18 protein-coding genes are annotated in these 23,267 nt (G+C 55.7%); 9 read left to right on the top strand and 9 right to left on the bottom strand.

Annotated features, from left to right (window positions below; translation table 11 throughout):
• Positions 1-19 precede the first annotated feature (19 nt).
• Complete coding sequence (locus tag DB48_RS04590) at positions 20-448, top strand: CBS domain-containing protein (protein ID WP_041509128.1); 429 nt, start codon at positions 20-22, stop codon at positions 446-448.
• Between the two features lie 129 nt (positions 449-577).
• Here DB48_RS04590 and DB48_RS04585 read toward each other — a convergent pair whose 3' ends face one another.
• The gene (locus tag DB48_RS04585; RefSeq protein WP_041509127.1) at positions 578-1,936 is read right to left on the bottom strand and encodes an NCS2 family permease; all 1,359 of its coding nucleotides are present in this window, start codon (positions 1,934-1,936) and stop codon (positions 578-580) included.
• Between the two features lie 509 nt (positions 1,937-2,445).
• Between DB48_RS04585 and torE the strand changes: the two genes are divergently transcribed.
• Genes torE through torD form a run of 4 tightly spaced genes read left to right on the top strand, consistent with a single transcriptional unit; the run spans position 2,446 to position 6,987 of the window.
• Positions 2,446-2,616 carry a trimethylamine N-oxide reductase system protein TorE gene (gene torE / locus DB48_RS19815; RefSeq protein WP_082035579.1) on the top strand — a complete coding sequence of 57 codons (171 nt, stop codon included), beginning with the start codon at positions 2,446-2,448 and terminating at the stop codon, positions 2,614-2,616.
• Positions 2,617-2,647: 31 nt separating this feature from the next.
• Positions 2,648-3,826 carry a pentaheme c-type cytochrome TorC gene (gene torC / locus DB48_RS04580; protein ID WP_041509126.1) on the top strand — a complete coding sequence of 393 codons (1,179 nt, stop codon included), beginning with the start codon at positions 2,648-2,650 and terminating at the stop codon, positions 3,824-3,826.
• Positions 3,827-3,838: 12 nt separating this feature from the next.
• Entirely contained in the window at positions 3,839-6,325 is a 2,487-nt protein-coding gene (gene torA, locus DB48_RS04575) for a trimethylamine-N-oxide reductase TorA (RefSeq protein ID WP_041509125.1), read from the top strand.
• A 26-nt stretch (positions 6,326-6,351) separates the two neighbouring features.
• Positions 6,352-6,987: a molecular chaperone TorD gene (gene torD / locus DB48_RS04570; protein WP_041509124.1), complete on the top strand. Its 636-nt coding sequence runs from the start codon at positions 6,352-6,354 to the stop codon at positions 6,985-6,987.
• Between the two features lie 29 nt (positions 6,988-7,016).
• On the opposite strand, the gene DB48_RS04565 is transcribed toward torD, so the two are convergent.
• Positions 7,017-8,243 (bottom strand): DEAD/DEAH box helicase, encoded by a 1,227-nt coding sequence (locus DB48_RS04565; RefSeq protein ID WP_041509123.1) that lies wholly within the window; start codon positions 8,241-8,243, stop codon positions 7,017-7,019.
• 144 nt (positions 8,244-8,387) lie between these two features.
• Positions 8,388-11,468 carry a TMAO reductase system sensor histidine kinase/response regulator TorS gene (gene torS / locus DB48_RS04560; protein WP_041509122.1) on the bottom strand — a complete coding sequence of 1,027 codons (3,081 nt, stop codon included), beginning with the start codon at positions 11,466-11,468 and terminating at the stop codon, positions 8,388-8,390.
• A gap of 67 nt (positions 11,469-11,535) precedes the next feature.
• On the opposite strand from torS, the gene torT reads away from it, so the two are divergent.
• A complete protein-coding gene (gene torT, locus DB48_RS04555; RefSeq protein ID WP_082035578.1) occupies positions 11,536-12,639 on the top strand; it encodes a TMAO reductase system periplasmic protein TorT in 1,104 nt (367 codons plus the stop codon).
• Here torT and torR read toward each other — a convergent pair.
• Complete coding sequence (torR, locus tag DB48_RS04550; RefSeq protein WP_041509121.1) at positions 12,623-13,348, bottom strand: two-component system response regulator TorR; 726 nt, start codon at positions 13,346-13,348, stop codon at positions 12,623-12,625. The two genes, torT and torR, sit on opposite strands and share 17 nt — an antisense overlap.
• A 550-nt stretch (positions 13,349-13,898) precedes the next feature.
• Here torR and DB48_RS04545 point away from each other — a divergent pair.
• Entirely contained in the window at positions 13,899-14,267 is a 369-nt protein-coding gene (locus DB48_RS04545; protein WP_041509120.1) for a PilZ domain-containing protein, read from the top strand.
• A gap of 157 nt (positions 14,268-14,424) precedes the next feature.
• Here the strand turns inward: DB48_RS04545 and DB48_RS04540 are convergent, their stop codons facing one another.
• Both DB48_RS04540 and radA read right to left on the bottom strand, forming a co-directional pair.
• Positions 14,425-14,934, bottom strand: coding sequence for a GNAT family N-acetyltransferase (locus DB48_RS04540; RefSeq protein WP_041509119.1), 510 nt, complete (start codon positions 14,932-14,934; stop codon positions 14,425-14,427).
• Between the two features lie 288 nt (positions 14,935-15,222).
• Complete coding sequence (gene radA, locus DB48_RS04535; RefSeq protein ID WP_041509118.1) at positions 15,223-16,596, bottom strand: DNA repair protein RadA; 1,374 nt, start codon at positions 16,594-16,596, stop codon at positions 15,223-15,225.
• Positions 16,597-16,941: 345 nt separating this feature from the next.
• Here radA and DB48_RS04530 point away from each other — a divergent pair, with 345 nt between their 5' ends.
• On the top strand, positions 16,942-19,335 hold the full coding sequence (locus DB48_RS04530; protein WP_041509117.1) for a PilZ domain-containing protein: 2,394 nt from the start codon (positions 16,942-16,944) through the stop codon (positions 19,333-19,335).
• Between the two features lie 6 nt (positions 19,336-19,341).
• Here DB48_RS04530 and DB48_RS04525 read toward each other — a convergent pair whose 3' ends face one another.
• Both DB48_RS04525 and serB read right to left on the bottom strand, forming a co-directional pair.
• Complete coding sequence (locus DB48_RS04525; protein ID WP_052813653.1) at positions 19,342-20,268, bottom strand: alpha/beta fold hydrolase; 927 nt, start codon at positions 20,266-20,268, stop codon at positions 19,342-19,344.
• A gap of 248 nt (positions 20,269-20,516) precedes the next feature.
• A complete protein-coding gene (gene serB / locus DB48_RS04520; RefSeq protein ID WP_041509115.1) occupies positions 20,517-21,500 on the bottom strand; it encodes a phosphoserine phosphatase SerB in 984 nt (327 codons plus the stop codon).
• A gap of 42 nt (positions 21,501-21,542) precedes the next feature.
• Between serB and DB48_RS04515 the strand changes: the two genes are divergently transcribed.
• Positions 21,543-22,334, top strand: coding sequence for a YtjB family periplasmic protein (locus DB48_RS04515; protein WP_235375334.1), 792 nt, complete (start codon positions 21,543-21,545; stop codon positions 22,332-22,334).
• 144 nt (positions 22,335-22,478) lie between these two features.
• On the opposite strand, the gene deoD is transcribed toward DB48_RS04515, so the two are convergent.
• Positions 22,479-23,189 carry a purine-nucleoside phosphorylase gene (gene deoD / locus DB48_RS04510; RefSeq protein WP_041509114.1) on the bottom strand — a complete coding sequence of 237 codons (711 nt, stop codon included), beginning with the start codon at positions 23,187-23,189 and terminating at the stop codon, positions 22,479-22,481.
• Between the last annotated feature and the right edge of the window lie 78 nt (positions 23,190-23,267).

Raw genomic sequence — 23,267 nt, 5'->3', positions numbered from 1 at the left:
CTAAGTCTCAGGAGTCGCCATGGAAATTCGGGTATCGGAGATCATGAGTACCAGGGTCGTCACCATAGATATGGATGACAGGCTCACCATAGTCAAAGAGATCTTTGACAGCGCCCCCTTTCATCACCTGCTGGTGGTCGAAAACGACAGCTTGCAGGGAGTGCTGTCCGAGCGCGACTATCTGCGCACCCTCAGCCCACACATCGGCAGCATAGGCGAGACCGAGCGCGACAGCGACACCCTGCACCGCCGCGCCCATCAGGTAATGAGCCGTGATCCCATCACCATAGCCCCCGAGGCCGACATCAAGACCGCCGGGCAACTCATGCTGGCCCACGACATCGGCTGCCTGCCTGTAATGACATTTAGCAAGATAGTGGGCATCATCACCTGGAAAGATCTGCTGCGGGCCTTCTGCCATGATGAGCTGGTTCCCCAACAGGAATAGTGCTCGCCAGTTTTGTAAAATGCCTTGCTTAACGACCTCGAACGACAACCTTAAAACGACAAACCCAGGTCAAATGACCTGGATTTGTGTTATTTGAGCGGCAGCTCAAATCTACTGAGTCGGTACTTTCTAGATAGCCCAGCCGCCCATGTAGAAGACCACCAGACCGATAGTGATGGCTAACACACCGGGTTTCAGCGCGCGCCACTCACCGCTGGCCAGACGACCAATCACTAGGGTGACGAAGCCCAACATGATACCGGTAACGATATTACAGCTTAAGATGATGAACACGGCGCAGGTCAGGCCTGCCATGGCATCGACCTTGTCGTCGAAGTTCAGCTTGGTCACATTGCTCAGCATCAAGAGACCCACATACATGAGCGCAGGCGCGGTAGCATAGGCCGGCACCAGGTAGCTCAGCGGCGCAAGAAACACCATCAACAGGAAGAGGACACCGACTATAGTGGCAGTCAGACCTGTCTTACCACCGGCCGCGGTGCCCGCCGCCGACTCGATATACACGGCCGCCGGCGCGCCGCCGACAGTGCCTGCGAAGATGCTGCTCACCGAATCTGAGGTCAGCGCCTTACCGCCGCCGACGATATTGTCTTTCTCATCCAGCAGTTCGGCCTGACCGGCTACCGCACGTATGGTGCCCGTGGCATCGAAAATCGCCGTCATCACCAAGGCCAGAACGATAGGCAGCACCACAGGATTAAGCGCGCCCATGATATCCAGCTGCCCGATGAGCGACTTGTCAGACATCAAATCCGGCAGGGCGAATAACCCCTGATAGGTCACGCTTGGATCAAACGCCAGGCCAAACACGGAAAGCGCGATGATCACCAGCAAGATACCACCAGGCACACCGCGGCGCTCAAGGCCAATGGTGGCCGCCAGGCCGATAACGGTCGCCAGCACAGGCAGGCTATGGATATCGCCAAGCTTCACCGGCAAGCCAGTGTCGTTGGCGACGATCAGGTGCACGCTGTTGGTGGCGATCAGCAGCAGGAACAGGCCGATACCTATGCCGGTACCGTGGGCGATCCCCTTAGGCAGGTTGGTCAGTACCCACTGACGTATGCCGGTCACACTCACCAGGGTAAAGACCACGCCCATGAGGAAGATGGCCCCCAGGGTCACAGGAATAGAGATGCCTTGGCCCAGCACCATGCTAAAGGCGGTAAAGGCGGTGAGCGAGATAGCACAGCCAATCGCCATCGGCAGGTTGGCCCAGAGTCCCATCAAGAGCGAGCCAAAGGCGGCGATGAGACAGGTGGCCACGAAGACGGCGCCAGGGTCGAAACCTGCGGCGCCCAACATATTAGGCACCACGATCACCGAGTAGACCATGGCGAGGAAGGTGGTAAGGCCGGCTATCACCTCTTGGCGCAGCGTACTACCACGGGCGGTAATGGAAAAATAACGGTCAAGCAGGGAGCTTGCAGGTACAGCGGGTGCAGCGAGAGTCTGTTCAGACTTCATAGTAGTTACCTTTTTTGATCTCTTAATTTGGAAGGCTGTGGCAAGTTAGAGCCCCACGACATATGTCTGTGGGTGAGAGATCCACTGAGTACTTATTGGTGTACCCTAACGTGACCTGCAAATCGGTAACCCAGGAGATACCGACCTTTTAAGGTAAGCAAACACTTACCCATAACACAGCCTTTGTTGGCGGCGCATTCTACAGCAAAGAGAGTGGCATAAACCAGAGCAAGCTAACAATTCGCCAAACTTTTGTACAAGTTTCGCCAAGGCTTCCTTTTTCGAATCCAAGGTCCTAGTTCAATCTATCATCCGTCACCTAGGGCATTGAGTTATCTTGTTCATTATCAATTAGTTAACACCAACAAAAACCCAGGCAATTCATCCAACCTCATTTCATTCATATTTTTTCATAACTTGTCACTCTTGGTTCATGCCAGGCATCACCCCCATTCACATCCCTTCTCTACCATGCAGGCATAGACAAAGATCAACTAAGAGAGTCTGTCATGCCATCACACCCAATAAACGCAACGCGAGATCAGGATAAGTCCAGAGAGCTCAAAGCCCTTGGCTTCATCATATTGCTGCTCTTTCCGATCCTGACCGTCACCGGCATCAGCGCCTATGGCTTCATCATCTGGATGATCCAGGCCTTCGGCGGCGTCGTCGCCCATTAACCCATTACTAAACTCGAGAAAGGATGTTGCTATGAAGTGGTTTATCACCCTTTGGCGTACCCTCAACAAACCCGCCAAGACCCTTACCCTGGGCGCCATTAGCCTGTCAGCCTTCCTGATGGGCATCATCTTTTGGGGCGGCTTTAACACTGCCCTCGAGGCGACCAATACCGAAGCCTTCTGTATCAGCTGTCACAGCATGGAGAGCACGCCCTACAAGGAGCTGCAAGAGACTGTGCATTGGTCTAATCACTCAGGCGTGCGTGCCACCTGCCCCGACTGCCACGTGCCCCACAACTGGAGCCGCAAGATTGGCCGCAAGATAGAGGCCTCTCACGACATGTGGGGTTGGCTGCTACAGACTGTGAACACAGAAGAGAAGTTCGAGGCCAAGCGTCTGGAGATGGCGAGCCGCGAATGGAAACGTTTCGATCGCGACAACTCACTGGCCTGTAAGAACTGCCACAACTACAACTCGATGAAGTGGGACGAGATGTCCAAGCTGGCCCAGAAACAGATGAAGCGTGCGGCCGAGCTGGATCAGAGCTGCATCGACTGCCACAAGGGTATCGCCCACAAGCTGCCCGACATGGGTACCTCACGCGCCCCTGAGCTTATCGCCCAGGTGGGTTCAGGCGAGAGCAGCCTGGCTATCGGTGAGAACTACTTCAGCGCCCTGACCAAGCCACTGTTCTTCAATGAGAAGACCGATGTCGAGGCTGGCACCCTCAACATTGCCACTAAGGTAAAGGTGCTTGAGCTCAAGGGCCAACGTGCCAAGGTGGGCATCGACGGCTGGCGCAAGAAGATAGGCGCGGGCCGAGTGATCTACTTCGATTTCGGCATGAACATCCTCTCGGCGCAGCTCTCGAAAGATGCCGCCTTAGAGCCAGGCGTCATGGAAGTGTTCGAAGAGCAGCAAGATCCCCTCACCGGCCTGACCTGGCAGCGTGTCGAAGCCAAGATCTGGGTGGATGGCGACTATCTGGTGAAAGACCTGCAGCCGCTATGGGACTACGCCCGCGACACCTATTCCAGCAGCTGTAGCGTGTGTCACACCCAGCCCGACGAGGCGCACTTTGACGCCAACACCTGGCCTGGCATGTTTCAGGGAATGATCGCCTTCGTCAACATGGATCAGGACACCCAGGCATTGGTGCAGAAGTACCTGCAAGAACATTCATCTACTTTCGACAAGTCAGCGCACTAACAGGATAGCATCATGAACAGAAGAGATTTTCTAAAAGGCCTCGCCGCCAGCTCCTATGTCACCCTAAGCGGCTCGTCGCTGTTGGCACCGCTCAACGCCCTGGCTAGCACCAGAACCGATGAGGTGTGGAAAACTACCGGCTCCCATTTCGGCGCCTTTAAGATGACCCGCAAGAACGGCGTCATCGATCAGGTGATTCCTTTCGACCTGGATAAATACCCAACCGACATGATTAACGGGGTAAAGGGCCTGGTCTACAATCCGTCGCGGGTGCGCTACCCTATGGTACGCCTCGACTTCCTGCTCAAGGGTCACAAGAGCAATACCCAGGAGCGCGGCGACTATCGTTTCGTGCGTGTCACCTGGGACAAGGCGCTGTCGCTGTTTAAAGACTCATTAGATGAGGTCCAGACCAAGTATGGTCCATCCGGGCTACACGCGGGCCAGACCGGCTGGCGCGCCACGGGTCAGCTGCACTCCTCCACCAGCCATATGCAGCGCGCGGTAGGAATGCACGGTAACTTCGTCAAGAAGGTCGGCGACTACTCCACCGGCGCCGGTCAGACGATTCTGCCCTACGTGCTCGGCTCGACCGAGGTCTACGCCCAGGGCACCTCCTGGCCGCTGATCCTCGAGCACAGCAACACCATCATCCTCTGGTCGAACGACCCCTATAAGAACCTGCAGGTGGGCTGGAACGCCGAGACCCACGAGTCGTACGCCTATCTGGCGCAGCTCAAGGAGAAGGTAGCCCAGGGGAAGATCAGGGTGATCAGCATAGATCCCGTGGTCACCAAGACCCAGAAGTACCTTGGCTGTGAACAGCTCTACATCAACCCACAGACAGACGTGGCCCTGATGCTGGGTATCGCCCACGAGATGGTGACTCAAGAGCTACACGACAAGGCCTTCATCGACGGCTACAGCCTGGGCTTCGATGAGTTCCTGCCATACCTAATGGGTGAGAAAGATGGCATCGCCAAGACGCCTGAGTGGGCCAGCAAGATCACCGGCGTCAGCGTCGAGATCATCAAAGATCTGGCCAAGGTGATGACTAAGGGCCGCACCCAAATCATGATGGGCTGGTGTATTCAGCGCCAACAACACGGCGAGCAGCCATACTGGATGGCGGCGGTACTGGCCACCATGATAGGCCAAATCGGCCTGCCCGGCGGTGGCATCAGCTACGGCCACCACTACTCCAGCATAGGCGTACCTTCGTCGGGTGCGGCGGCGCCTGGCGCCTTCCCACGTAACCTGGATGAGGGCCAAAAGCCCCTGTTTGACAGCAGTGACTTCAAGGGTGCCAGCAGCACTATCCCTGTCGCACGCTGGATCGACGCCATCTTGGAGCCGGGCAAGACGATAGATGCCAACGGTAACAAGGTCACCTACCCGGACATCAAGATGATGGTGTTCTCGGGCAACAACCCCTGGAACCACCATCAGGACAGAAACAAGATGAAGCGTGCCTTCCACAAGCTGGAATGTGTGGTCACCATAGACGTGAACTGGACGGCTACCTGTCGCTTCTCTGACATAGTGCTACCGGCCTGTACCACCTTCGAGCGCAACGACATCGACGTGTACGGCAGCTATGCCAACCGCGGCGTCCTGGCGATGCAGAAGATGGTCGAGCCTCTGTACGAGAGCCTGTCGGACTTTGAGATCTTCACCCGCTTCGCAGCGATCATGGGTAAAGAGAAGCAGTATACCCGTGGCCTGACCGAGATGGATTGGCTGAGAAAGCTCTACGACGAATGTAAGGCGGCCAACGCAGGTAAGTTCGAAATGCCTGACTTCGACACCTTCTGGCAGCAAGGCTATGTGCACTTCGGTGAAGGCCAGCCCTGGACACGTCACAGCGATTTTAGAGAGGATCCCGAGATCAACCCGCTGGGCACACCCTCGGGCCTTATCGAGATCTTTAGCCGTAAAATCGCCCAGTTTAACTACGATGATTGTCCTGGCCACCCCACCTGGATGGAGAAGAGCGAGCGCAGCCACGGCGGCCCTGGCTCAGACAAGTACCCCATCTGGATGCAGTCATGCCACCCGGATCAACGTCTGCACTCGCAGATGTGTGAGTCCCAGGAGTACCGTGAAACCTATACGGTTCAGGGGCGTGAGCCTGTCTATCTCAACCCGCTGGATGCCAAGGCTCGCGGCATCAAAGATGGCGACCTGGTGCGCGTCTTCAACGACAGGGGTCAGCTACTGGCGGGCGCCCGGGTATCGAACCGCTTCCCTCAGGGGGTGATCCGTATCCACGAAGGCGCCTGGTATGGTCCGGTCGGCAAGGATGGCAGCAAACAAGGCGGCAACGAGATCGGCGCCCTGTGTAGTTATGGCGATCCCAACACCCTGACTCAGGATATCGGCAGTTCCAAGCTGGCACAGGCCTGCGCCGCCTACACTTGTCTGGTGGAGTTTGAGAAGTTCAGCGGCAAGGTGCCTGAAGTCAGCGCCTTTAGCGGTCCAATCGAGATCGGCCGCTAAGCGGGCCGGGTCAAAGGAGAAACAAGATGAACCAAACATCGATTAACCAAACAGCGCAAAACCAGGCGCGAGCCAGGGTCTACCGCCTGCTGTCGGATCTGTTTGCCAAAGAGATAGATCATCAGCGCCTGACCTGCCTGCAAAGCAGCGAGGCGCAGGCCTTCTTTGACCTGCTCGCCACCGATCCCGAGCTGGCACCTGAGGTTAACACCCTGCAGGAGGTATTGGCAGGCCTCGATGATGAGCCGGCCCTGCTCAACCTTGCCGCCGACTATTGCGGCCTGTTTCTGGTGGGCGGCAAGCAGAGCGCCAATCCCTATGCCAGCCTCTATCTGACGTCTAAGGAAGACGAGGAGCAGCCTTTGCTCTTCGGCGACCAACATCAGGAAATGATGGCGCTGCTTAATCAGAGCCAGCTGCAGGTGCAGAGCGACTTTCCCGAGCCCGCCGACCATGTTGCGGTGATCTTGGCCTATGTCGCCCAGCAGGCCACTCGCCTGAATGATAAAGACCAACTGGCCTTTATCGCCCAGTACCTAGATGCCTGGTTACCTGAGTTTGCCATGCGGGTGAGTGACAGAGACAGCGGCCGCTTCTATCAGGCCCTCGCCCGGCTTACCCAAACCTGGGTACGCCAGGACTGTGAGGGGCTCTCGGCCTAACCCCTGATATTAACGTTAACGGCTGGCAACTAGCGTCTACCACCCTGACCGCGCCGCTTGGCGCGGCGTTTCTGCGCCGCCTTGCCATGGCGACGGGGATTGGGGTCCGCCTTGGTCAGATCCGGCTCGAAACCGGGTAGCCATTGCTGAGGCAGACGCTTATCCAGCAGCGCCTCAATCTCCTCCAGCAGCAAAGCATCCTCCTCGCAATAGAGGGTGACTGCAACCCCCTGTTTACCCGCCCGGCCGGTACGGCCGATACGATGCACATAGTCCTGCGCCACATAGGGCAGCTCATAGTTGACCACATAGTCGAGAGACTCGATATCTATCCCCCGCGCCGCCACATCTGTGGCCACCAGCACCTTGACGTCCCCTTTGCGGAAATCACCTAGCACCTGCTCGCGGGCACCCTGGCCCAGATCCCCATGAAACGCCTTGGCGGCTATGCCTTGTTCACTCAGGCGCGCAGCCAGCTTATCGGCGGCGACCTTCTTGCGACTAAACACCAACACCCGCTGCCAATCGCCCTTGTTGATCAGGTGCGACAAGAGGACAAACTTACGCTCGCTGTCCACCGCATAGACCCTCTGCTCGACGTCCTTGCTGGCACTGTTTTGCGCACTGACCGCTACGCGTTTAGGTTGCTTAAGCCAGCGATGACTCAGCTCGAGTACCTTGTCATCTAAGGTGGCGGAAAACAGCAGGGTCTGACGCTCGCTCGGCAAGAGGGCCATCAGCTGGGCTATCTCATCGGCAAAGCCCATGTCCAACATGCGGTCGGCCTCATCGAACACCAGATGCGCTATCGCATCCAGCTTAACCGCGCCGCGTCTGTGCAGATCCAGTAGGCGACCAGGGGTAGCCACTATCAGCTCCACCCCATTGGCGAGCTGCTGACACTGAGCATCTATGCTGACACCGCCATAAACCAGTCCCGCCGACAGCGAGGTGAAGCGCGCGAGATCCACTATGCCCTGATGCACCTGCACTGCCAGCTCACGGGTGGGCACCAGCACCAACGCCTTTGGCGAAACAGGGGAAATCCCCTCGCCTGCTTGTTCAAGCAGGTGCGCCAAGATAGGTAAGGCGAAGGCCGCCGTCTTGCCAGTGCCCGTCTGGGCCGATGCCATAAGATCCCCGCCGCCGAGCACCAAGGGGATCGCCTCGGCCTGGATCTGAGTCGCCTCGCGAAACGCCAGCGCTTCTAGCGCCTGTTGCAGGGGGGCCGGCAGAGACAATTGAGAAAATAACATGGTGAGGATCCCGCTTAGGTTGACTATAGTTGCTAATGGTTTGCTATTGGTTTGGTCTTAGACTCGCTATTAGGCGCGCAGTGTAGCAGATTTCATCCAGGTCTCTAGTAGATTTTCCCGCCCGGCGGGGCACTGCAGAGTAGATTAAACCGCCTGGGCTAGCCGCTTCTCGAAGGCGGTAACCGACTCATGCCAAAGCTGTTTAAGCGCCGCAATATCAGATGCCTTCAGCGCCTGATGTTCCAGTTGTTGGCAGCGCCGTGTCATCCTGAGCATGCCCATGTTGGCGCTGCTGCCCTTGAGGCCGTGCAGTAGCTTGCCACTGGTCTCACTCTTGCTATCTGCTCCCACAGCGTCCACTAATGCCTCAAGTTGAGTCAGCTGCGCCTCGCTAGAGCTAAGGTAGAGGCTAAGCATCTCGGTCATCGCCGCCTTGCCGAGGCAATCGAGATCCGCCTGGAACTGATTGCTATCCAGCAGAGGATGCTCATGCTGCGACGCCTTAGGCGTTTCATCCTCAGTGACTTGCGCCGCGACGTTAGTGACTTCGGTGGCTTCTGTTGCTTCTATTACTTCTGTGGCTTTGGTTGCTGTAGATAGCGGGCTTGATGATTGCGAGGCCCGTCCCAGCCAGCGCATCAAGGCCTGCATGTTCAATGGCTTAGCCAGGATCTCATCGAAGCCTACCTCGCGATAACGCTCAAGATCCTGAGGCTGTAGCTGAGCGGTAAAGGCGGCAAAGGGCACACCCGGGGCAGCCTTGGCGCGCAATCCGCTCAGCAGCTCTATACCTGAACCGTCGGCAAGCTGAATATCCAGCATCACGGCATCAAAACCCGCTTCTTTATCCTCGAAAACCGTCATCGCCTCGGCGCAGCTCGGTGCCAATATCCCCTCATGACCAAGATGAGCCAGGAAACCCTGAGCCACCATGGCATTGACCTGATTATCTTCCACCACCAGCACCCGCTTAGGCGCGACCTGAGGGACGATATCTGTCGTGCTCTGCGCCGGCGCCTCACAGGCGATCAGCGGCAGGCTAAATCCGAAGATACTGCCCTTATTGACCTCCGTCTCTACCCAGAGTCCCTCATCGCTCGCCCCCATCAGGGTGACCAGCTCCTTGCTGATGGCCAGTCCCAGGCCGGTGCCCCGGCTACGCCCCTGGTTGGGCTGGGCGCTATAGGCGGTAAACAGGCGCGGCATAACCTCCTCGGGGATCCCTAGGCCGGTATCGCTCACCGCGAAATGGATGCGCTCCCCCTGGCGGTGTACCCTGAGACGGATCTCCCCTTCCGGAGTAAACTTGATGGCGTTGCCTAACAGATTAAATAACACCTGCCGCAGCTTGGGGCCATCCAGGCTTACCCACTCGGGCAGGCGGTCTCGCTCGAGACGCAGCGACAGGCCGGCGTTGCCCGCACCGGCAAGCATTATGGCCACCACCTCATCCAGCAGCTCGTTGATGGCCACGGGTCGCAGCTCGTTAGTCAGTTTACCCTGCTCCAGACGGGAGAAATCGAGGATATCGTTCAGTACCGTCTGCAGCAGCGCGCCGCTGTACTGCGACAGGGCGAGCATCTGTTTCTGCGCCGTCGGCAGGGGTGACTCGGCCAGCAGGGTCAAGGTGCCGAGCAGGCCGTTGAGGGGCGTGCGGATCTCATGGCTCATGGTGGCCAAGAAGAGGGACTTGGCCTTGTCCGCCGACTCGGCCAACTGTCTCGCCTGAGCATGGCCCTTGACCTCGGCATCGAGGCGGCAATTGGCCTGGGCTAATTCCTGGGTTCGCTCCTGTACCGTGGTCTCCAGCGACGCCTTGTGAGCCGATAGCTCATCGGCCGTCTCCTGCAGCGCCGACTGCAGACGCTGATTATGATCTGTCTTCTGTTTAAAGGCATCGATGGCGGAGGCCATGGCGGTCAGCTCGTCATCCCCATGGGGATCGAGCGCCACCTGAGTATCGCCCTTGCTAAGGCGTGCCAGGGCATCGGTCGCCTCATGCAGCCTCAGCGCGATCCCCTTGTAGATCACCCGGTAGACCACCAGCAGGATCAGTACCAACATCACAAGGCCCGTGCCCCAGAGCCCGGCCTTGGCCCAGAAGAGCTGACGTAAAAAATCGCCTCTCGCCTGCTCCGCCTGGGTTTGCTGAGCCTTCATGGCCGAGTCCACCAGGGTATTGAGCTGGCCCAGCTTATCGCTCAGTCGCTGTAGCTGGGCCGTCTGGGAGGCGAGCACCTTGGCATAACGGCGCTGCAGCATGAGCTTGTCGCCGACGCCGCGCAAGATATCTAACTCGTGGGCCAGCTCGGCCGCCCGCACCGGATCGCGCACCACCCCCTTGAGCAGCTCGAGCGGCATCAGATCGGGTTGAGTGGCTAGCAGATCGCCTCTTTGCTCCCTGGTTGACGCGTTAACGGCATCATTACCTGGGGCACCGCCCTGGGCCTCACTCGGCTGCAATCGATATTCGCCGCCGGGCTGCTGAGTCACCACCCGCGACATGCTGACCAGCACCTTAGTCAGGCCCAGATGTTGCTCGGGCGACTGCAGCAGCTGACCCACCAGCGCCAGATGATGAATGAGGGCCAGGGCGCGATTGAGACGCGCCTGTATATCGAGATCTTTCTCTATGATGGTATCGAGCAGATAGCCGCTTTGTGTCGCGCCGGCAACCTCGGGATAGGCCAAGCTCAACTTGGCCAGTACCGCCGAATCGACTACGGCCAGTTCCGCCTCCAGCAGTTCGATTGCCCGCCCGGATGCGTCCACTAGGGCCTCGCCATCCCCCCTCAACTGCTTGGCGAGCGCCAGACGCTCTCCCACCTGATGCCCGAGTTGAGTGAGATCATGGATGATCTCCGCCGCCCTGGGCCCCAGGTGACTATCGCCTTGCAGATTCAGCGACTTGAGACGAGCGATGGCGCCGAGCAGGTTACCGCTCTCGATGGATAACTTGCGGCCGATAAAGGCGCGCTCCGCCTCCTCCTCGACGCGCTCCAGCGCCTGGGCATTGTCCTGCAGCACATTGGCCGACTGCATCAATTGGCGCGCGGCTTCAGAGGCAGGTAGCGCCTCTTCATAGAGATATTGGTCGGCAATCTTCACCCAATAGAGGGAAATGCTGCCCAGGCTCACCAGCAGAAGTAAGAGCAGGGCCAGTAGGCTGAAGGCCAGCATCAATCGGCCGACTAAACTTTTTCCTGAGAGTGATAAAGCGCCCACATGGCTCCCGTTTAACTGTTACAATGAATCAATAACATGCGTCTGGTTACATTATACTGAGTGCCCCGTGGTGAAGCATAATAAATCTCCCTTTTTCAGCGCCTTTTGTCTTTGCCTCTATGGCCTGACGATCTCCGACAGTTTGGCAATATCGGCACACGCCTACGCCGCAGATACCTGGTCACTGCAGCAGCGCAGCCCCTATAACGCCAAGCTTCAGCAGGTCGAAACGCTCACCTATCGCCCCCTGGATACGACCAAACAGCCCTGGCGACTCTGCGCCCTGGTTCCCCACCTCAAAGATGCCTATTGGATAGGCATAGACTATGGTCTGGTCACCCAGGCCAGTAAGCTTGGCGTGGCCCTGGAGCTGTTTGAGGCCGGCAGCTACTATGGTAAGGCCAAACAACTCGAGCAGCTCGAGCACTGCATGGCCGGCAATTTTGACGCCATCTTGCTGGGCACAGTGGACCCTGAGCTACTCAAGCACTATCAGGGGCAGATCAGCAAGCCCATGCTGGCCTTGGTAAACCGACTCGACAGCCCGCTGGTAAACACACGCATCGGCGTCAACTGGTATCAGATGGGATGGCATGCCGGCGACTATATTCGCCGCACCACCAAAAATAAGCCCGCTAAGCTGGCACTGCTGCTCGGCCCAGAGAAGCTGGGAGGCAGCACCTGGGTGGAACAAGGGATCATGGCGGCACTCGAGGGCAGTCGGGTAACTATCTCCTCCAATCGCCATGCCGATAACAATCGCGCGCTCTATCGGGATCAGCTGCATCACCTGCTCAAAGATCACACCCCCGACTATATTCTCGGCAGCGCAGTGGCCATCGAGGCCGCCATCGGCGCCCTGGCACAACAGGAGACAGCTCAAGACGTCGCGCTGGTGAGCAGCTATCTCTCTCCCGCCACCCTGCGCGGCCTGTATCGCCACAGGGTATCATTCAGCAGTGATGATCAGGTGGTATTACAGGGTAAGCTGGCAATAGATGTGGTGGTGCGAGAACTCGAGGGCGCCGCCCCTTTTGGTGATATCGGCCCCAGGATAAAGGGACTCACGCCTAAAAATAGCCAGGTGAAGCAGCTGACAGACAGCTTGGCGCCGGCAGATTTTTACCCCATCTACCGGGTCGAGGCGCCCGGGGCTAATCCTCAACCTTAGCGGCAAACAGATAGCCCTCGCCGTGGACGGTCACGAAGAGCTCGGCATTTAGCTTGTTACGCAAACGGCGAATGATCACGTCTATGGTTCTGTCATTCACATCCTGATTGCGATGGCTGGTGAGCTGCATCAGACGCTCACGGCTTAGCACCTGCTGTGGATGCAGCACAAAGGCGCTCAGCAGTTCAAATTCGGCCTTGGTCAGCTTAATCACCTCATCGCCCAGGGAAAGCTTACGACTGTTAAGCGCCAGACAGTAATCTTCAAATTCGATGAGATCGTCTCCGCGTTCGAGTTCGGCGATGGTCTGCTGCTGCGCCTTCTTCACCAGAGAGATACGCCAGAGCAGATTTTTCACCCGCACCAGGAGTTCGCGCAGCTCAAAGGGCTTAGTCACATAATCGTCCGCGCCCATCTCCAGGCCGATGATCTTGTCGATCGCTTCGTCACGTCCCGTCACCAGGATGATCCCAACATCTGAGCGACTGCGCAGTTCTCGCGTCAGGCTAAGGCCATCGACACCGGGCAGATTGATATCCAACATCACGAGATCGACATGTTGCTTACTGAATTGCTGCCACATCTCTTCACCATCGGCGGCCTCGAGCACCCGATAACCCTCTTTCTCGAAATAGCCCTTCAGACGAGCACGGATCACCGCCTCATCGTCGACCACAAGCACACAAGGTTGTAATGAAGTTAGGGCCATGACCCAGCTCCCAAACGCGTTAAATAAAGGTTAAGGCTATTATTCACAATTTTTCATAATTGCATATAAGCTTTATCTCAATTATGGGATCTGGCGCGATTTTTAGCCGCCATTGCCCCTAAAAAATCACCAGCTGCGTCGCCTACCAGATTCATCGCCCTAGGGCCTGTTGACCTTTTGAGAACAAATTTTGTTCTAATTGAGCACGTTCAAATCGCGACAGGAGGCTTGGAGTATAGTTATTCTATATAAAAGCCGAGTAACAAAGAGTTGAACGTGCTCAAGACGAACCCTGCGGGCAGCGTCTGTATCATTTTTCTACTGCGTTATCGTTCATTGATGTAGCACACTAGATTACAATCGCTCTGCCTTGTATAAAATCGATACAGAATGCTGCAAAAATGAACGCGAAAGATAAACAGGCCCTAGGCAAAGAGATTTTGCCTCAAGTCACTAAAGCTAAATATAAATCAAGATTTTTACACTCGGGTCATGTTAGCTTATGCTTACCTTATTAACATCACGCTCACATTAGAGGCTAAGACAGCTTATGGATGAAAGGCGGCAATTTTCGCGCATCTTCTTCGATGTCAATGCGACGCTCACCCAAGACGATAAGGTATGGTCGACCACACTCCATGATCTTAGCCTAAATGGTGCTCTGGTCGAGCTGCCCCCAGCCTTCGCACCAAGCCAGGAACCGATACTCCTGAGCTTCACCCTAGAGGGCTCTGACGTAGAGGTCACCATGGAGACCCAGGTCATCCACCAAAAAGATGGCCAGCTTGGACTCGAATGCCTGCATATCGATATCGACAGCATCAGCCACCTGAGACGCATGCTCGAACTCAACATAGGCGACGCGTCCCTGCTTGACCGCGAACTCAAGATGTTTATCGAGGTCCACGACCAAGGGTAAATCCAGCATCTAGCGGCTTTGCGGTCAATATCAATAACAGGGGACATAGCGTCCCCTTTTTAGTCTCTGCGCAGTATCAACCCTTTGGCAACGGCAGTGGGATAGCCAAACAAAGAAGATTAACCCCAAGCGCAAAGTCCTAGCTAGAGCCTTGCGGCTATTCTCCTTTCGCCAGAAAGGCAAGGTGATAGCTCACCTCTCCCTGTGGCGTCTTACCGGCAAGCTTAAGGGCAAGAAAATACTCCTCGGGAACGCCCGGCAACACCAGTCCCGCAATAGGCGCAAAGCCAAAACGCTGGTAAAACTTAGGCTCACCCAGCAGGACGCATCCGTTGGCCTGCGCCTTTTTTAGCGCTTCGATGCCGGCTTGCATCAACTGGCTGCCAATCCCTTTTCCCTGCATCTCGGGCAACACCGAGATGGGGCCGAGTCCATACCAGTTAGGGCTGTTCTCCGAGATGGTCACCTTTGATAGCGCCAGATGCCCCACCAAGCGTCCCTCATATTCGGCCACCAAGGATATTGCCAGCGCACCGGCTTCACGCAAGGCATTCACTATATACTGCTCGGTATGCTCTGTGTGAGGCGCATCGAGAAAGGCCGCCTCAGTCAGCGCGTAAATTTCGGCAATATCGCCCGGTGCTTCGCTACGTATTTTGATCTGCATCTCTACCCTCATTAAATGTGTGCTAGGGCCTGTTGACCTTTTGAGAACAATTTTTGTTCTAATTGAGCACGTTCAAATCGCGGCATGAGGCTTGAAGTATAGTTACTCTATATAAAAGCCGAGTAACAAAGAGTTGAACGTGCTCAAGACGAACCCTGCGGGCAGCCTCTGTATCATTTTTCTACTGCGTTTTCGCTCATTGATGTAGCACACCACATTACAATCGCTCTGCCTTGTATAAAAGCGATACAGAATGCTGCAAAAATGAACGCGAAAGATAAACAGGCCCTAGCTAATCAGCTCTAGCAGCTCGTGAATCGTCTTGATCGGATTGATCTTGGCCCCCAGGCCTTCCATCGATTTATGATAGTTGCGATAGGGAATAAAGATCTCGGTAAAACCGTGCTGCACCGCCTCTTTCACCCTGGGCACGCCGCTGTCGATGGGGCGCACGTCGCCGTTGAGGCTCAGCTCCCCCATGATGCAGGTGGTGCGCGGTACCACAAACTCGTTGAGGCTGCTCAGCAGTGCGGTGACCAGAGCCAGGTCGATGCAGGTCTCAGACTCGTCTATCTTAAGCCCGCCCACCAGGTTGAAATAGGTATCGTGGTAAATCTTGGTACGGGTGTGCTTGCGCAAAATCCCCGTTAGCATCTTGATACGGTTCATGTTGAGCCCGACACAGACCCGCTGGGGAAACTCCCCCTCCGCCTCAGTCGTTAAACATTGGATCTCCAGCAGCAGGTTACGATTGCCCTTACGGATACAGGTGATGGCCGCACCGGGCGATTCGGTGCTGGAACCCGAGAGGAAGATCTCGCTGGGGTTATCGACACTTATCATGCCCCGCTCTGTCATCCTGAAGATACCGACGGTATCCACGTCGCCGAAACGGTTCTTGTTGGCCCTCAGGGTGCGTACCTGTCCGTCATTACATTCCAGGTGGGTCAGGCAGTCGACGATATGTATCAGCGTCTGCGGCCCCGCGGTCTCGTTATTCTTGTTCACATGGGCCACCAGGAACATGGTGACATTGTTTTGCTTACAATATTGGGTCAGCGCCTGGGCACTGCCCTTGACCTGAGAAGGCGAGCCAGGGCTGCCGTTGGCCAAATCTGTCACCACCGCCTGAATCGAGTCGATCACCGCAAACTTGACCTGTTTAGCCTCAAGCTCGGCGATAATCGCCTCCACATTGGTCTCTGCCATCAGGTAGAGGTTTTCCTCATTGCAATCGAGCCTGAGGCGGTTAACTCGGTTCTTAAACTGTGACAGCGACTCCTCGGCGGTACAGTAGAGCGAGGGCATCAGCTGTGACATGCGTGACACCAGATCCGACAATATGGTCGTCTTACCCGCACCAGGATCCCCCGAGATGATGTTGACCGAACCTGTGGTGAGACCGCCACATAACACGCGATCCAGCTCACCTATGCCGGTAAGCAGCTTCTTGGCCTCGAACTCCTCCACCTCGCTGAGTTTCTTCGAGCCTCCACCGACGGCGCCTGCATAGCCAGCCACGGCGCCAGCGCTCGACTTGGCCGGCGCCAGCCTCACCTCTGAGATGGTGTTCCACTCGCCGCAGGCGTTACACTGTCCCTGCCAGCGGGGAAAGTCCTGACCACATTCGCTGCACACATATGCTGTTTTATTCTTCGCCATAGCTTAACTGTTTTGTCTTCTCATTAATCTCGCCGCGCCCTCATCTACATCTGCCTTCTCGACTCACGAATCTAAGGGTCGCACGCTTCCATGGGGGCATTCTACATGAGTATCTTAAGGGGCTGTAGTCTACTTGCCCCTATCTCCCATCCCTCTGGGGAGGAAAATGATTCCCACAAGGAAGTCAAAATGCCTTACACTGCTCCTAGGACTTACCCCGGAATTTGTCTCTCACAGAGAGGGCAAATTGTGTTGAATAAACAAAAGGCTATCAAGTTTTTTCCCGAGCCGCCGACACTAACAGATAAGCCGCGCCGTCAACTTTGAGTCGAAAAGATATAATCCATGAGTCTAGAGCAACATAAGGCATTGATCGAACAGCTAAAACCCCTCCTGATGGAAACCAATTTCCAGGAGCTGTTTGATCATCTAACCGCCAGCGAGTCCAATTCGACCCGTTTTCTGCTCAAGATGGAACTCAACCGTCTCTCCTCTCCCTGTACCCGGGTGATCGACCTCAGGGACAGATCCGAACTGCCCTGCGCGCCCTTTAACAGCGGCGCCCAGACCCACTTTATCGACGCCCCGGCTAAAGAGAACTTTATGCAGGCACTGGCACTGTATCAGGGGCAATACACGCTAGGGGTGTATGAGCAGGTCATCGAGGGACATAAACTGCGGCGACAACGCACGCGTGAAGGCGAAGCTCAGGGCGATAGCGCCCTCACTCCCTATGTGGCCAGCGGCGCCATCTTAGGCAGCTATTTTAATCGCGCCGAAGAGCGGATGAACTATGCGATCCGCATCGGCGTGTTGCAGCCGGGTCGCAGCGAGATTAAGGGAATCACAGTCGATCTCTCGGTCGGCGGCGCCCGTATTCGCTTACCTGTCGACCATGGCCTCAACCCAGAGCAGCCGCTCATCGTCAAACTGCTGGAGCTGAGCGCCGAGTACTATTTCGATGATCTGCAGAAAGGGGTCGAGTATCAGGTGGTCGACGTCGAGAGCAACCATGAATACTGTTGGATGCGCCTGAAACGCACGGGTGGCAGCGATGCCCTTGCCGATATGTTGGCCAACCTGATCCAAGGCTATAAGTTTCGCTACAAGGTGGATATCAACGACATACTGGTGACCGCCACGGGGCTGGGCTTCGAGCGCCACTATCTGCCCCATCTGCCTCATCTGCCCCTATATGTAGAGCAGATTGATGGTCAGTCCCGTGTGACCCATAAGTTACTGAGCCGCGACAACCAGAAGCTACAGCAATATTTTGTCGATGAGAAGTCGGTCAGTCAGCTCGGCGGCATGTTGACCCACGAGCGGCTACAGGCACTATTCAATGCGCCGCAAGACCCTGACCACAACCTGTTTTTCTGCTTTACCTTTCAGGCCCAGGGGGCGATCTTCTTCTATTCTGCCAGTCTCGCCGAGCTAAAACAGAGCGATCTGCTTGGCCTCTTCCTGCGCTTTGGCGCGACCAAGGCCAGTTGGCGCATCTTCAAGCTGGCCTGTCATGAGATAGACCATGAGATCTCCTATAAATCCAGCGTCTTGCCCGGTGATTCGAGCTATTACGCCTCGCTGACAGAGGCCCAGCTCAAGTGCTTCACCCATGTGCTGCAGCTTATCGATCTCACCAACGAAGATATTCTGCCTCAGTATGAGGCCTGGGATGCCAAAGGCCATCAGGCCAATGAGCTGAAGCGTTTCGGACAGGAGAAGCTGCAGGAAGATCAGATCAAGCTGCTGTCGCTGCAATTTACCGAGCGGCGTAATGAGGCGCGCTTCTCCTTCAAGACCCTGGTCACCGTCAGCCAGGGCAAGCAGAGTCACCACGGCTTTACCTTAGATATCTCGGGCAAGGGACTGCAGGTCACCTTGGATGAACCAGCCGACTTTGATACCACGGCTCCGGTCATGGTCGCCTTTCCCAAGCTGCAACATCTGGCGGGTAAGACTCGTCTGGCGCAGCTGCCCTATAGGCTTATCCGCACCCGCAAGAATGGCGTCACCATACACCTGGCCGCAATGGTTGGTCATACGCCCCATGTCGGCGTGGCCTTCCTCAGCCGTCTCATCGAGGCTAACCGTGACAAGCTCAGGAAGCTGACCGAGGCCAATAGCGACATGAAGGAGCTCTCAGACGGGCTGAAAAACCTGCTGATGAGGGAGTTGGCCTCTGTGCCCTACTTCATCGAGAAGACGGCAAAATCGGCCAAGCTGAGCGTATTGGGCGTGAGCAAGCACTCCAACGCCATCGCCGACCTATTTGCGGCGACGACCCAGGAGACACTGAAATACGACCTCAGCGCCCTGCTGGACAAGGGACGCCTCAAAGAGGACTTCATCACGCCTATCCGCCAGATGAAGCCGCAACATGGATTAGAGTTTTTCGAGACCTATGTGCAGATCTCCCGTCAGTCTCAGGGACGAATCAAGATAAAGTGCTTGCCGCCTAAGGAGATAGGCGATGAACAGGCCCAGCTGCACTTCATCAGACAGAGTCAAAATCTGGGCCGCTTCATGGCGCTTCGCATCTACCGCGGCGCCGCCGGCAAGCCGGATATCAACTACATCAGGCGCGAGCTTGAATACATAGGCCTGCACGCCCAGCACAAGGCCAAGAAGCTGGAACACTTGATGTGGCACATCATAGGCGTGGGTGAACTGCTGGATATTACCGACGAGGTGATGCTGCGCTATCCCCAGTTACACAATGAAAATCTAGGGGCTTAATCAGCACTAGAGCGCGCGGTACCAGCTCAGCACCTGGGGAAAATGGTCCCGTATGGCATCTTTATGGGTGAGCATCTCGGCATGACCATAGTCATGCAAGTTGCCGTTTGCCTTACTGAGTAGACTATAGGTCACCTGCTTAAGATGGCACTCCTTTATCATGCGCTGCACATCGGCAGGATTGCCCAGCACTTGGTCCCCCTTGCCGGCTATAAACCAGGCCTTAGGCCAGCCCTGTTTCGCCCCCAACTCACTAGCCGCCTTCGCATAATCAAACCCGTCGTCGTGATCTATCCAGTCTCCTCTGACCCAGTCGATACTCTGGGACAGAGAGGCCTTACTCTCATTGTCCATTCCCATGCGCCAGCGATCGGCGGCCAGGTACCCATGGCCAGCAGCAATCGCAGGAGCCAGCCTGTTCCAGACCAGATCCACCATCAGCCACTTCTTGAATGAGCGTACCTTGATCGCCCGCTTGCTGCCGAAGGTCAACAGCGAGGCGACACTGGTCTGAAAGAATTCGAAACGCGCGATGGCGCTGGCCATCAGCACGCCTCCCCAGGAGTGGGCACACCAGTGCACCCTGTGTGCCTGTGGATGTTGCGACAGGATATAGTGCTGCACCAGTGGAAGCTGCTCGCGGATCACCTCGCCCTGCCCATGACTGGCGCCTGTGCTCAGCTTAGGGGTACTCAGCCCCCGTCCCAGGGTGTCGAGCACGTAAACCACAAACCCCGCCTCGGCCAGGTAACAACCCAGTCCCCTGCCTTTGTCGCTATAGAAGACCCGGCCGTTAGACATGGCGCCGTGGAGCATCAAAATAGGCGGTTGGCTCATATCTGCATCGGGCCGCTTAAGCAGACGCAGGTGTAGTTGCCCCTGATGATAGGGAATAAAACGTGATTCTTGGATCAGAGTCGACACAGAAGATATCCGAATAAAATTTGATTTAAGGTACTGACTTTAAAGGGGTAACTCAAGTACAAAACAAGCAAAAAGCAAGCAAAAAACAAGCGCAAAACTGTCTTAAACATGCGTTTAAAAATAATGACTTGTAGATCAAAGATAAAAGATTGATTTTAAACGCGAGTCTTATTGAGGCTTATTCATAAATAGCCAAAATAAAAGGCCCGCATCATGCGAGCCTATCGATTCATCCTTGGCTGGAAACAAAAATCTGTCTAAGCCAGGTTAACTAACATAAAGGGCAGCACCCGCAGATCCAGCTTGGCAATCGCCGCATCGGCGGCCGCCTGCAACTTAGGCTTGGCATGGTAGGCGATGCCAAAATCGGCCGCCTGCACCATGGGGATATCGTTGGCGCCATCGCCTATGGCTAAGCGTTGGCCCACGGGGATCTGCCAGGTCTCGGCGCTGCGTAGCACGGTATCGGCCTTAAACTGAGCATCCACCACTGTGCCTATCACCTCGCCTTTTAGCTTGCCCTCGACGATCACAAGTTCGTTGGCATAGGCCGCATCTAAGTTAAGTTGCTGCTTTAGATGGCCCACAAAGGGGGTGAAGCCTCCCGACGCCAGCACCATACGCCAACCATGGGCCTGCAGCTCTGCCACCATCACCTCGAGGCCCGGCATTAGCGGTAGTTGGCCGCACAGGGTATCTATGATGCCGGCATCGGCGCCCGCCAGCTTAGCCACTCGCTGTCGCAGGCTCTGCTCGAAATCAAGCTCGCCCTGCATGGCACGCTCGGTGACCTCGGCCACCGCCTCGCCAACCCCGGCCATGGCCGCCAACTCGTCGATACACTCAATCTGAATCGCCGTCGAGTCCATGTCCATTACCAGCAGTCCCGGTTGGTCCAGCCTTGGCTGCTGGCCACCAATATACAAGAGCTCAATATCGTCCCTCGCCGCCAGGGCGTCGGCCAGCTTCTGCCCTGCCTGTTTATCGAGACAGAGCTCGATACAAGATAGGTCGTTTTGGCGTGTGATCACCGCAAGGCTCATCGGCTTTGCACAGGACAAAACCGCCTCGGCGATGTCACCCTGGCACTGAGCATCCTGATAGACCAGACGCAGGCGCAAATCAGCTTCGGGGGCGCTTGCTTCCTCATGGCGCGAAAAGAGACAGCCATTCAGGGTAATACTCGCGCTAACCTCATCATAGAGCCATGAAAACAGAGGATTTTGTTGCTGATTTGCCATTAGTCGTGCGTCTCCGGGTATCGGGTTAGAAGATAATCCATTATGATTAATAAAACCCTTATCATCTTCAGGTACAAAGTGTTTTTTCTTAAAGGACTCAAAAAGACCCAAAGGCTGACACGACTGCTGCAGATCAGTGTCGCTGTCGCCCTCATGGTGGGCTTGTTCCAATTATGGGAAACTAGCCTACTACAAGGTCAACAGCTTCTAAAGTCCCAAACCCAAAAGATGGCTCGTTTATTGGTGCAGCAGACCGCCTATGGCGCCGCGCCGGCCTTGCAGTTGCAAAATGATGAACAACTGCAGTGGCTCACCAGTGCATTGGTACTGGACCCCAAGGTGATGTCGGCCACCATCTTCAGCGAGAAGGGGCAACGCCTAGCCTTCGCCCAGAGCGTCACCGACGAGCCGCTCGAGCCTGAATCGGAAGAGCTAAGGGCCCTACTGGCACCTTACCCCCCCTATGTCGAGGCCGTGCTCCAGGATGATAAAAACCTTGGCTATATCGAGGTCAGGTTAGTGCCGCAGCGCTTCTTCAACGAGATCAAGGAGGCGCACCAGCTCAACATGGAACAGCAGCAGATGATGTTGATCATCGCCGGGCTCATTGGCATGCTGCTCTCCCGTGCCCTCTCCTTTAAGCGAGCCGACTTCGAGCGTCGCAAGACCAAGAGCAGACTCGGTAAGAAGATAGCCGCCACCCTAGGCACAGATAAGGAACAGGAATACGATGATGCCGAGCGCTCCTCAGACACAGCCGATGATACCGACCACGCCAAAAAAGGCGCATCTCAAAACGGCGAGAAAGATGACGGCGAAGCAAATGCCAGATAAACGAATGCCCGAAAACCAATAAAAGAGAAGAAGAAGGCGAGCCTGAGCAAACTCCAGCGAGGTACAAGCGTCATTAGGCAAGTAGAACACAGATATAAAAAAACGGGCCGATTGGCCCGTTTTTATTCAACACTAGCGTGATAATTACAGAGTAATTGCCGCTTCCAGTGTCATTTCGATCATCTCGTTGAAGGTGGTTTGACGCTCGTCAGAAGAGGTCTTTTCACCGGTACGGATATGGTCAGATACTGTTACCACACATAGCGCCTTAGCACCGAACTCTTTAGCAACGCCGTATAGACCGGCGGCTTCCATCTCGACGCCTAGCACGTCCATCTTTTCCATCACGTCGAACATTTCTGGATCTGGCGTGTAGAACAGGTCGGCAGAGAACACGTTACCTACGCGGTACTTAGTGCCCTTCTCTTCGGCAGCCTTAACTACCGCGCTCAGCAGACCGTAGTCACAGATAGCAGCGAAGTCTTGGCCCTTGAAACGTAGACGGTTAACTTGTGAATCGGTGCAAGCACCCATACCGATGATCACGTCACGTACTTTAACGTCTGTGCTGATCGCACCACAAGTACCTACGCGGATCAGGTTTTTCACGCCGTAGTCTTTGATCAGTTCAGTCGCATAGATAGAGCAAGAAGGGATACCCATACCAGAGCCCATTACAGAGATACGAACGCCTTTGTAAGTACCTGTGAAGCCTAGCATGTTACGTACGTCAGTGACCTGCTCAACGTTCTCTAGGAAAGTTTCAGCAATGTACTTAGCACGCAGTGGATCGCCTGGGAAAAGCACTGTATCAGCGAATGCACCGTCAACAGCATTAATGTGTGGTGTAGCCATCTATATAACCCCTATTTTTAGACTTAAGTCTTTTTCTAGTAGCGGTGGCCCAATTTAAGCCACCAAATCATAATATTG

The sequence above is a fragment of the Shewanella sp. cp20 genome (assembly GCF_000832025.1).
Taxonomy (GTDB): Bacteria; Pseudomonadota; Gammaproteobacteria; order Enterobacterales; family Shewanellaceae; genus Shewanella.
This window is presented reverse-complemented; position numbering and strand designations above follow the sequence as displayed.

What these genes read in the sequence shown, in the direction of transcription:
- DB48_RS04590 (WP_041509128.1), top strand. Translation starts at nt 20, where the DNA reads ATGGAAATTCGGGTATCGGAGATCATGAGTACCAGGGTCGTCACCATA.
- DB48_RS04585 (WP_041509127.1), bottom strand. Translation starts at nt 1,936, where the DNA reads ATGAAGTCTGAACAGACTCTCGCTGCACCCGCTGTACCTGCAAGCTCC.
- torE (WP_082035579.1), top strand. Translation starts at nt 2,446, where the DNA reads ATGCCATCACACCCAATAAACGCAACGCGAGATCAGGATAAGTCCAGA.
- torC (WP_041509126.1), top strand. Translation starts at nt 2,648, where the DNA reads ATGAAGTGGTTTATCACCCTTTGGCGTACCCTCAACAAACCCGCCAAG.
- torA (WP_041509125.1), top strand. Translation starts at nt 3,839, where the DNA reads ATGAACAGAAGAGATTTTCTAAAAGGCCTCGCCGCCAGCTCCTATGTC.
- torD (WP_041509124.1), top strand. Translation starts at nt 6,352, where the DNA reads ATGAACCAAACATCGATTAACCAAACAGCGCAAAACCAGGCGCGAGCC.
- DB48_RS04565 (WP_041509123.1), bottom strand. Translation starts at nt 8,243, where the DNA reads ATGTTATTTTCTCAATTGTCTCTGCCGGCCCCCCTGCAACAGGCGCTA.
- torR (WP_041509121.1), bottom strand. Translation starts at nt 13,348, where the DNA reads ATGGCCCTAACTTCATTACAACCTTGTGTGCTTGTGGTCGACGATGAG.
- DB48_RS04545 (WP_041509120.1), top strand. Translation starts at nt 13,899, where the DNA reads ATGGATGAAAGGCGGCAATTTTCGCGCATCTTCTTCGATGTCAATGCG.
- DB48_RS04540 (WP_041509119.1), bottom strand. Translation starts at nt 14,934, where the DNA reads ATGCAGATCAAAATACGTAGCGAAGCACCGGGCGATATTGCCGAAATT.
- radA (WP_041509118.1), bottom strand. Translation starts at nt 16,596, where the DNA reads ATGGCGAAGAATAAAACAGCATATGTGTGCAGCGAATGTGGTCAGGAC.
- DB48_RS04530 (WP_041509117.1), top strand. Translation starts at nt 16,942, where the DNA reads ATGAGTCTAGAGCAACATAAGGCATTGATCGAACAGCTAAAACCCCTC.
- serB (WP_041509115.1), bottom strand. Translation starts at nt 21,500, where the DNA reads ATGGCAAATCAGCAACAAAATCCTCTGTTTTCATGGCTCTATGATGAG.
- DB48_RS04515 (WP_235375334.1), top strand. Translation starts at nt 21,543, where the DNA reads ATGATTAATAAAACCCTTATCATCTTCAGGTACAAAGTGTTTTTTCTT.
- deoD (WP_041509114.1), bottom strand. Translation starts at nt 23,189, where the DNA reads ATGGCTACACCACACATTAATGCTGTTGACGGTGCATTCGCTGATACA.